General features: G+C 74.2%; 7 protein-coding genes. 5 read left to right on the top strand and 2 right to left on the bottom strand.

Features of this window, described 5'->3' with window-relative positions; all coding sequences use genetic code 11:
- Positions 1 to 180 precede the first annotated feature (180 nt).
- The gene (puuE, locus tag ACZ462_RS22495) at positions 181 to 1,086 is read left to right on the top strand and encodes an allantoinase PuuE (protein WP_467882579.1); all 906 of its coding nucleotides are present in this window, start codon (positions 181 to 183) and stop codon (positions 1,084 to 1,086) included.
- A 65-nt stretch (positions 1,087 to 1,151) separates the two neighbouring features.
- Here the strand turns inward: puuE and ACZ462_RS22490 are convergent, their stop codons facing one another.
- A complete protein-coding gene (locus ACZ462_RS22490; protein ID WP_467803254.1) occupies positions 1,152 to 1,526 on the bottom strand; it encodes a peptidase inhibitor family I36 protein in 375 nt (124 codons plus the stop codon).
- A 109-nt stretch (positions 1,527 to 1,635) separates the two neighbouring features.
- The gene (locus ACZ462_RS22485) at positions 1,636 to 2,076 is read right to left on the bottom strand and encodes a hypothetical protein (RefSeq protein WP_467803253.1); all 441 of its coding nucleotides are present in this window, start codon (positions 2,074 to 2,076) and stop codon (positions 1,636 to 1,638) included.
- A 138-nt stretch (positions 2,077 to 2,214) separates the two neighbouring features.
- On the opposite strand from ACZ462_RS22485, the gene tap reads away from it, so the two are divergent.
- From tap to ACZ462_RS22465, 4 genes are all read left to right on the top strand, one after another.
- Entirely contained in the window at positions 2,215 to 4,458 is a 2,244-nt protein-coding gene (gene tap, locus ACZ462_RS22480) for a telomere-associated protein Tap (protein ID WP_467803252.1), read from the top strand.
- Between the two features lie 10 nt (positions 4,459 to 4,468).
- Positions 4,469 to 5,026 carry a telomere-protecting terminal protein Tpg gene (gene tpg / locus ACZ462_RS22475; RefSeq protein WP_467803251.1) on the top strand — a complete coding sequence of 186 codons (558 nt, stop codon included), beginning with the start codon at positions 4,469 to 4,471 and terminating at the stop codon, positions 5,024 to 5,026.
- Between the two features lie 1,283 nt (positions 5,027 to 6,309).
- On the top strand, positions 6,310 to 7,419 hold the full coding sequence (locus tag ACZ462_RS22470; RefSeq protein ID WP_467803249.1) for a bifunctional DNA primase/polymerase: 1,110 nt from the start codon (positions 6,310 to 6,312) through the stop codon (positions 7,417 to 7,419).
- Positions 7,416 to 9,020 carry a DNA primase family protein gene (locus ACZ462_RS22465; RefSeq protein WP_467803248.1) on the top strand — a complete coding sequence of 535 codons (1,605 nt, stop codon included), beginning with the start codon at positions 7,416 to 7,418 and terminating at the stop codon, positions 9,018 to 9,020. Before ACZ462_RS22470 ends, ACZ462_RS22465 begins: the two co-directional genes overlap by 4 nt.
- Positions 9,021 to 9,024: the final 4 nt, after the last annotated feature.

Below are 9,024 nucleotides of genomic sequence, written 5' to 3'. Positions count from 1 at the left end.
GGGGAAGCCCGATCCTACACTGGGGGGGGCGTTGCCTTCTCTTTGCCTTCTCCACGAACAACACCCCCCCCCCCCACCCCCCCCCCCCCCCCCCCCCCGCCCCTCCCCCCCCCCCCCCCCTCCCCCCCCCCCCACGGCGGTTCAGGGGGGCGGGGGCGGGCGGCGGGTAGGGTGCGGCGCGTGTCCGAGCCCCTGCGCGACCTCGTCGGCTACGGCGCCGACCCGCCGCACGCCGCCTGGCCCGGCGGCGCCCGGGTCGCCGTCAGCCTCGTCCTGAACTACGAGGAGGGCGGTGAGAGCAACGTCCTGGAGGGCGACGCCGCCTCGGAGGGCTACCTGCACGAGGTGGTGGGCGCGCCGCCCGTGGTGGGCGGGCGCGACCTGAACTCCGAGTCGATGTTCGCGTACGGGGCGCGCGCCGGGTTCTGGCGCGTGCACCGCACCCTGGCGGCGCACCGGGTGCCGGTGACCGTGCACGCGGTCGGGCAGGCGCTGGAGCGCAACCCGGAAGCGGGGCGGGCGATGGGCGCCGCCGGCTGGGAGGTGGCGGGCCACGGCCGGCGGTGGATCGACTACCGGGACGTGCCGGAGGACGCCGAGCGGGCCGACATCGCGGACACGGTCCGCACGGTCGAGCGGCTCACCGGCCGGCGGCCCGTCGGCTGGTACACGGGCCGGACCAGTCCGGCCACGCGGCGCCTCGTCGCCGAGGAGGGCGGCTTCCTCTACGACTCCGACGACTACGCCGACGACCTGCCGTTCTACGTCGAGGCGGCGGGCCGGCCGCACCTGGTGCTGCCGTACAGCCTGGACGCGAACGACTTCAAGTTCCTGATCGTGCACGGCTTCACCACCGCCGACGACATGCTCGCCTACCTCGTCGACACGTTCGACGCGCTGCACGCCGAGGGGGCCGACCGGCCGCGCATGATGAGCGTGGGCCTGCACGCCCGGATCATCGGCCGGCCCGGGCGGATCCGGGCGCTCGACGGGTTCCTGCGGCACGTCGCGCAGCTCGGCGGGGCGTGGGTCGCGACGCGCGAGCAGATCGCCCGCCACTGGCTCGCCGCGCACCCGCCGCGGTGACGCCGGAGGGCGGCGCCCCGGTGGGACGCCGCCCCGCGGTCCGGGTGGGGCCGCCGCCGGTCAGGTCAGCGGCAGTTCACCCAGGTGTTCGACTTCATGTAGTGCGAGGCGTTGTCGGACTTCTTGAAGCCGCGCGGGACGGTGCCGCTCGACCCGCTGTGGTTCTTCTCCGAGAACCACTTGAAGTCGCAGGAGGAGCCGCGGTTGTACCAGGACTTGAAGCTCTGGAAGACCGTGTAGTCGGTGAGGTCCTTGTTGGTGCCCGAGACCTGCTGCCGGCGGCCGGTGTAGTTGGAGCCGGACCACACGCAGAAGTAGCCCGACGGGCAGTCCGACGCCGCCTGCGGCTCCGCGCCGGCGACTCCCGCCCCGCCGACGAGCAGACCGCCGGTCAGCGCGAGGCCTCCGGCGACTGCGGCGAACTTCTTGGTGACGCGCATGCTGTTTCCCCCTCCGAGGTGCAGGTGGGCCGACCGCTCCGGCCGGCTCGCCATCGAGACTGAGGGGCGGGGCCGGGGACGCGCCACAGCCCGCCGGGAAATGAGGCGGTCACGGGACGTCCCGCGCGCTGACCGGCTGGGATGCGGGTGGGAAGTGACGGCTCGGCGGGAGGCGGCGGGCCGCCACGGCGGCGTGGAAGAGGTTCCATCCGTCCTCTTCCGTCACCTTGGGGGCGGCGGGGTCCCAGCCCGCGGCGAGCGCCGCCTCAAGGAGAGCGCGGACCGCGCCCGGCTCGTTGAGATTGAGCCACTCCTCCCGCGACGTGAACACGAAGCCGGAAAGCGCCAGTCCGTCGGCTTCCCAGCGGCCCGGGCTGCTCCGGAAGACGATCCTGAGCACGGCGCGGCGGGCGCGGCCGTGGCTCAGCGTCAGGGACTCGCGGCAATCGGAGCCGCCGTCCTCGCGGCGGCTGTGGGTGTGGCGTACCGACCAGAGGTACGTCCTGTCGCCGGCCACCAGTCGGCGGCCTTTGCTGGTCCTGCGCGCCATCGTTTCACCCCGTTGCTTGCTGCGGCTGTGCCGGGAACGGTATCCGGTCCGGGGGATCATGCCCGTGTGCGATCCGTGTGGTGTTGGGTGTGGGATCCAGGAGCGTTCCGGCTAGGCTGTGGGGCGGAGGTGACCGCTGTGCCCACTGAGAACGAGCTGTTCAGCGCTGTCGACGCACTGCTGGAGCAGGTCGCGCAGGACCCCCTGCCGCATCCCGCCGAGCGCCGGCGGCTGCGGGAGGCCGCGGGGCTGAGCCAGGACCAGATCGCGGCCGCACTGAAGACGCGGCGGGAGACGGTCAGCGGGTGGGAGGCCGGGCGTACGGATCCCCGCCCGCCGAAGCGCGCCGCGTACGCCAGGCTCCTGGAGGGCCTCGCCGAGCGATTCCCGCCGCCCGGGCAGGAGCCGGCAGCGGCCGACGCCGGGGTTGCGGTCGAGGCAGGGGCCGAAGGCGGGGCCGCGGCCGGGCCGGCTGCCGCGCCGGTGGGCGGGGGTGGGGCCACGGGCCCTGACGGTGCCTCGGCCTCGGCCGCCGCTTCCGTCCCGGCCGCCGCTTCCGTCCCCTCCCCCGCTGCTGCCCCCGCTCCTACGCCCGCCCCCTCCCCCGCCGCCGCCGCCGAGGTGCGGCCCGTGTCCCGGGCCGCCGCCCGCCCTTCCGCCGGCCCGGTGCAGCGGCCCGCCGCGGTGGCGGGAGAGGCAAGGTTCGCCAACGGGCCGCTCGTCGTCCTCGACGCGGACGCCGACCGGCAGGTCGTCGCGTACGGCGTCGGCGGCATCGTCCTGGACGTGCCCGCCGCCTCCCTGCCGGCCCTCGTCGAGTGGGCGCTCGGCGAGGCGATGCTCGGTGCGCCGCGCCTCCACCGCAACGGCCGGGACTCCGACCCGGTGCTGGTGCTGACCGACGCCGCCGCCGAGCGCTACGGGCTGCCCGCGCGCCTCTCGCCGCAGGAGCGGCTCGCCGGGCGGCTGCCGGACGACCACAAGGCGGTCAGGCAGCTCGCCAAGGCCGACTGGCAGCTCACCCGGCGCGGCCTCGGCCCCTGGGCCCGGATCTACCGGCCCGCGCAGGGCGGCCGGCGGTCCTGCGTGCAGCTGTGCGTCCTCGGCTGGGGCGCCCTCGACGCCCGCTCCTGGGGCGGGGCCGCCGACCTGCCCCCCGCCGAACTGGCCCGGCTGCTGGGCACGTACGCGACCCGGGTCATCACCCCGCGCGGCTCGACCGCGGTCAACGGCCTGGAGCTGATGACCGCCCTGCACCCGCCGACCCGGGCCGGCGAGCCGGACGCCTCCGGGCGCCGCCACAGCGAGCACAACCCGGGCTCGCTCGGCACGGAGCCCGTCGACTGCGCGCCGCCCGAGGCGCCCGACGGGCACCCGCTCCTCGCGCACCTCCCCCGCTTCCACCAGCGCGGACCCGCCGAGATGCTGGTCGAGGAGGCGTACGACTGGGCGCGGCCCCTCACCGACGAGGAGTGCCTGAAGCCGTACGTGGTGGGCATCGACGTGAACATGGCGTTCGCCGCGGGGGCGAACGGCGCCGTCGTCGGGCTCGGCGCGCCGACGCGGGTCTCCCGGCCCGCCTTCGACGCGAAGGTCCCCGGCTGCTGGCTCGTCGACCTCTCGCACGTCGAGCTGGACCCGCGGCTGCCGTCGCCGTTCACCCCGGCCGGGACGCGGCCCGAGGGGCCGGCCTGGTACGCGACGCCGACCGTCGCGTACGCGGTGGAGCTCGGCTGGTCCGTGCAGCCGCTGGAGGGCTACCTGCGCGCGGAGACCGGCCGCTACCTGGACGCCTGGTACGGGCGGCTGCGGGACGCGTACGTCGCCACGATGGCCGACCTGGGCGTCACCGCCGGGATGGAACCGCAGGCGTTCCTCGACGCGATGGCCCGGCACCGGGAGGTCGACCCGGAGCTGGCGCTGGTCCTGACCGCGATCAAGGCGACCGTCAAGGGCGGCATCGGCAAGCTTCGCGAGCGGCCCAGGGGCGGCGGCTGGCGGCCCGGCCAGCCCTGGCCGGCGCTGCGGCGGCCGACGTGGCGCCCCGACATCCGGGCGGCCGTCATCTCCCGGGCCCGCGTCAACATGCACCGCAAGATGCGCAACCTGGCCGCCGCGACGGGCCGCTTCCCGGTCGCCGTCCTGTCGGACTGCGCTGTGTACGCTTCCGAAGGGCCGAGCCCGCTCGACTTCCTCCCCTACCAGGACGGCAAGCCGCTCAAGGGCGGCTTCCAGCTCGGGGTCTCCCCCGGCATGGTCAAGCACGAGGGCACCCAGACGGTGCTGTGGGCCGAAGGCGTCCGCGAGGAGCACGGGGACGACCTGAACCTGGCCCGGTACATCAGGGACGGCCGGATCACCGCCCAGGACGACGGAGAGTAGGTAGCGCCCGATGGACACGGTCGGGGAAGGCCTCGAAGAGGCCCTGCGGGCGGCGTTCACCCGCCCCGTCCCGAAGAGCGCGGGCGCGCAGATGCGCTACCTGGTGAGGCGCTACAAGGGCCGCACGGGCGAGGTGGCGCGGCTCCTCGGCATCAGCCGGCGCACCGTCGAGCGGTACGTGCGCGACCAGCTGAAGCGGCCCCGGCCGGAGCTCGCGGCCCGCCTGGAGCGCGAGGTGCGCAGGCGGTGGCAGCCGCAGGTCCGGGCGCGGGCCCGGAAGGCCGCGGCCACCACCGGCGGCATCATGATCGACACGCGGGCCCGGTTCGGCTACACCGCCGCGCCCGGCACCACCGACGACGCCCGGCTGCGCCACCTCACGGTGGCCCTGCCCCCGGAGTTCGCGGGCCGCCTCTTCGACGCCCAGGAAGCCGGAGCAGGCGAGCAGCAGCTGCGGCAGATCGCCGCGGAGGGGCTGCAGGAGATCTACTTCAAGGACCAGGGGCGCCGGGCGCAGGGGCTGCTGGTGGAGTACACCGACCTGGAGCACGTCGAGTTCGAGCTGTAGGCCCCGCTCGGGGAACGGGCGGCCGGGGGCGCCGGGGAGGCACCGGGAGGGCCGTGAAGCGCCCTGGGCGGCTCTGACGGCTTGTCGGGCGCTTCGGGGCGGGTGCCCTCGCCCCTGGGGGCCCTTGCGGCCTCTGGAGAGGCTCTGGGCGGCTCTGGGGGCCGTGACGGGCCTGGAGAGGCCTTCCGGGTGCTCCCCTGCGTCCGGGGGCCCGTACGGGCGCCCTGAAGGCTCCCCAGCGGCGGTGGGCCGAGGGCGGGTTGGGCCGGGGCTCGGCCGGGGGACGGAATCCCGGGGCCCGCCCGGTGGTGTCGCCCGTGACGGGGCCGGGCGGAGCCCATGCTCGGAGCCGCGGCCGTCTCCGGTCGCGCCCGCTCCTCCGCGCCGCGGGCGGTCCTCTTGCGTCCCTCTCGTCCCCACTGCGCCCTGTTGCGTCCCTGCCCGACGGCGCCAGGGACCGAAGCCTCCGGCGGGGGGTTCCGAAGGCCCCCTCCCCCTGCACTCCCTCCCCCGAACCGGGGGGACTGAACGCCGGTGAGCACCCTTCGGTCCCTGTCCCTTCAGTCACTGCATAAACCTGCAGGTCAGCGGCCTCCCTCTCGTTTTCCAGGGACCGAAGGGACTCAAATCGCTAGTTATGAGCTACCCAGAGACATGCAGTCATACTTACGCCCGCGCATACACGCACGCACATAAAGAGTGGAAGTAGTGATTCCGAGTCCCTTCAGTCCCTGTCCCGTCCCTCCCGATCCTCTGACCTGCACCTTTACAAAGGGACCAAACACACAGGGACTGAACGAGGGTCCAGCCCCTTCAGCACCTGGACCCCTCTGAGAAACACCCCGGACACGGATCGGGCGCCTGCGGCGGGGAGGGACCGAACCCCCCGGGTCGGGTTCGGTCCGGCAGTCGGTCCGGAGGACGGCGGGCGTTCGGTCCCTGCGGACGGAGACCTCCTCCTGGGGGAGGGACGGTCGAGCCCGGCTCCAGGAGGAGTCGAGGAGCGATCCATGCGGCGACGGCGACACGCCCGGACGCACATCGGGCCCCAGAAGGAGCCATTCGGGACGAACCAGCTGAGAAAGTCAGGGTCTGAGGGACTGAAGGGACTGAATTCCGGATAGTGCGGCCGTTACACCCCGGGCCGACGTGGACTCTGGGGTAACCTCCGGCATAGTGAATCTTGAGTCCCTCTGGTCCCTGAGGCGCAGGCCAGCGCACACCTCGGGGAGCAGTCCAGGGACGGGAACGACCGTCGCCGACACCGCGTCAAGGAAGAGCCAGTGCCCGTCTATTCCGAGAGCCTGCCACACGCAGTGAGTGGCGGGTCGGCACTGGACGTGGCGGCCTGGATGGCCCGACGCGGCTACCCCGTCCACCCGCTGGCCCCGGGGACCAAGACGCCCGCGGCCAACTGCCCCGACTGCCGCGGCGCCCGCCACTCCCCCGCCGCCTGCCCCTGCCACTCCGAGGGCCGCTGGTGCCACGGCTTCCACGCCGCCACCACCGACCTGCGCACCCTGCGGCGCTGGTGGCGCGCCGAGCCCGGGTTCGGCATCGGGGTCTCCTGCGGCCCGGCCCGGCTCGTCGTCATCGACGTGGACGCCCACGCTGCCCCCCTGCCCGACCGTCGGAAGCTGCTGCCCGGCATCCCCGTCGACGACCGGGTCGACCTCACCGGCCTGCGCAACGGCTTCGACACCCTGGCGCTGCTGGCCGCGTACCGCTCCCGCCCCCACCCCTGCGAGGACGCCTCCACCCTGCGCGTCCGCACGCCCTCCGGCGGCATGCACGTCTGGTACCGGGCGCCCCAGGACGGCCCCGCGTTCCGCAGCTCCAGCGGCTCCGGCTCCCGGGCCGCCCTCGCCTGGCAGGTCGACGTGCGCGCGGTGGGCGGGTACATCGTCGCGCCGACCACCCGCACGGCGGCCGGGGTGTACCAGGCCCTGCCCGGAGCGCGCGTCCCGGCGGCCCTGCCGCTCTGGCTGACCGCCGAACTCGTCCGCACCGGGCACGCCCTGGACGAAGCCCCCACGGTCCCTGAGGCCCCCTCAGCGGCCCCAGGCGGCCCCCTCCCGGCCCCGCGGAGCACCGCGCGGCCCGCACCCGGCGGGAAGGCCGGGCGGCGCCTCCTCGGCCCGCTCCTCGACGCCGTACGCGACTGCGCGGCGGCCCCCGCCGGCACCGCCTTCAGCGAGAAGCTCAACCGGGCCGCGTTCACCGCCGGAGGGCTCGCCGCCGCAGGACACCTCGACCACGGAGAGGGCCGCCTCCTGCTCCTCGAAGCCGCCGACCACGCACGACCACACCAGCAGCGCCGGAACCGGCTCATCGTCGAAGCAGGGCTGCGCGCCGGAAGCGACCGACCCATCCACCCCAAGGAATGCCCATGAGCAGCGCCGAAAGCACCGGGTTCAACGCCCAGGCCGCGGCGGAACAGCTCGCTGCGTTCACTCCGGACCCCGCACCGGCCGCACCGGCCGCCGCAGCCGCGGCCGGCCGCCGCCTGCCCGCCCAGCAGGGCGGCGCCCAGGCTCCCGGCCCCCTCAACGACTTCATCGCGGGCGGCCTGCTGCGCAACCTCTCCGACCGCGGCAACGCCAAACTGTTCGCCCACCTCCACCACCACCGGTTCCGCCACGTGGAGGGACTGGGCTGGTACGTGTGGGACGAGTACCGGTGGAAGCGGACCGGCGGGGAGAAGGCCGCCATCTGGGCCGCCGGCGAGATGGCCGAGGAACTGCCCACCCACGACCCGCGGGGCGTCTTCACCGACCGCGAGCTGGCCCAGCACCGCAAGCGCGCCATGTCCACCTCCGGCGTGAAGGCCATGCTCACCCAGGCCAAGGCCTCCCCCGAACTCGCCCTCGACCCCGACACCCTGGACGGCGACAAGTACGCGCTGTGCACCCCCGCCGGCGTCGTGGACCTGCGCACCGGCGACCTGCGCAAGCCCGACCCCACCCGCGACCTGCACTCCCGCGCCACCTACCTGGCCCCCGAGGCCATGCCGACGCCCCGGTTCCACGACTTCCTCCACCAGACGTTCGGGGACGACGACAAGGGCAAGGAGATGATCAACTTCTTGCACCTGCTGCTCGGCTACTCCGTCACCGGCGACGTCGGCGGCCAGGTCCTGCCGTTCCTCTACGGCGTCGGCGCGAACGGCAAGTCGGCGCTCCTCGACGTCGTCATCAAGATCCTCGGCGACTACGCGGACGTCGCCCCGCCCGGCTTCCTGATGGAGCGCGGCAAGTTCAACGAGCACTCCACCGAGCTGACGGAGTTGCACGGGCGCCGCCTGTTCGTCTGCAGCGAGCTCAAGCCGCACGACAAGTTCGACGAGGCCCGCGTCAAGCTCCTCACCGGCGGCGACCGGCTCAAGGCGCGCCGCATGCGGCAGGACTTCTTCAGCTTCGAGCCCACGCACAAGCTGTGGCTGCTCGGCAACCACCGCCCCGAGGTCGGCACCGGCGGGCACGCCTTCTGGCGGCGCATCCGGCTCATCCCCTTCGAGCGGGTCGTACCCGACCACCGGAAGATCGACAACCTGGCCGACATCCTGGTGACCGAGGAGGGCCCCGGCATCCTCAACTGGATGATCCAGGGCGCGAAGGCCTACCTCGCGACGAAGCCGGCCCTGACCGGCCCCAGCGTCGTCCGCACCGCCACCCAGGCCTACGCGACGACCGAGGACCACATCGGGCGGTTCCTCGCGGAATGCTGCACCACCGGGGCGGACCTGGCGGAACCCCGTGATCTGAAAGTGGAGCAGGGAGCCCTCTACCGGGCGTACAGTGCATGGTGCCTCGACGGCGAGGGACTGCGCCCCGCCACGACCCGCGCGTTCGCCACACGCATCCGGGCCGAGGTCGGCGTCGCGTCACCGAGCGAGATGCTCCGCTCGAACGGCCAGAAGTTCTACCCCGGTCTGGCCCTCCTCACCGACGAGGAACAGCCACCCCGTGAGGCGAACAGGGCAGGTTCCAGGTGACCGG

The sequence above is a fragment of the Streptomyces sp. NPDC031121 genome, assembly GCF_055570615.1.
This window is presented reverse-complemented; position numbering and strand designations above follow the sequence as displayed.

Excerpts from the sequence above, each read along its gene's own strand:
- ACZ462_RS22465 (WP_467803248.1), top strand. The coding sequence starts at position 7,416 with ATGAGCAGCGCCGAAAGCACCGGGTTCAACGCCCAGGCCGCGGCGGAA.
- ACZ462_RS22485 (WP_467803253.1), bottom strand. The coding sequence starts at position 2,076 with ATGGCGCGCAGGACCAGCAAAGGCCGCCGACTGGTGGCCGGCGACAGG.
- tpg (WP_467803251.1), top strand. The coding sequence starts at position 4,469 with ATGGACACGGTCGGGGAAGGCCTCGAAGAGGCCCTGCGGGCGGCGTTC.
- ACZ462_RS22490 (WP_467803254.1), bottom strand. The coding sequence starts at position 1,526 with ATGCGCGTCACCAAGAAGTTCGCCGCAGTCGCCGGAGGCCTCGCGCTG.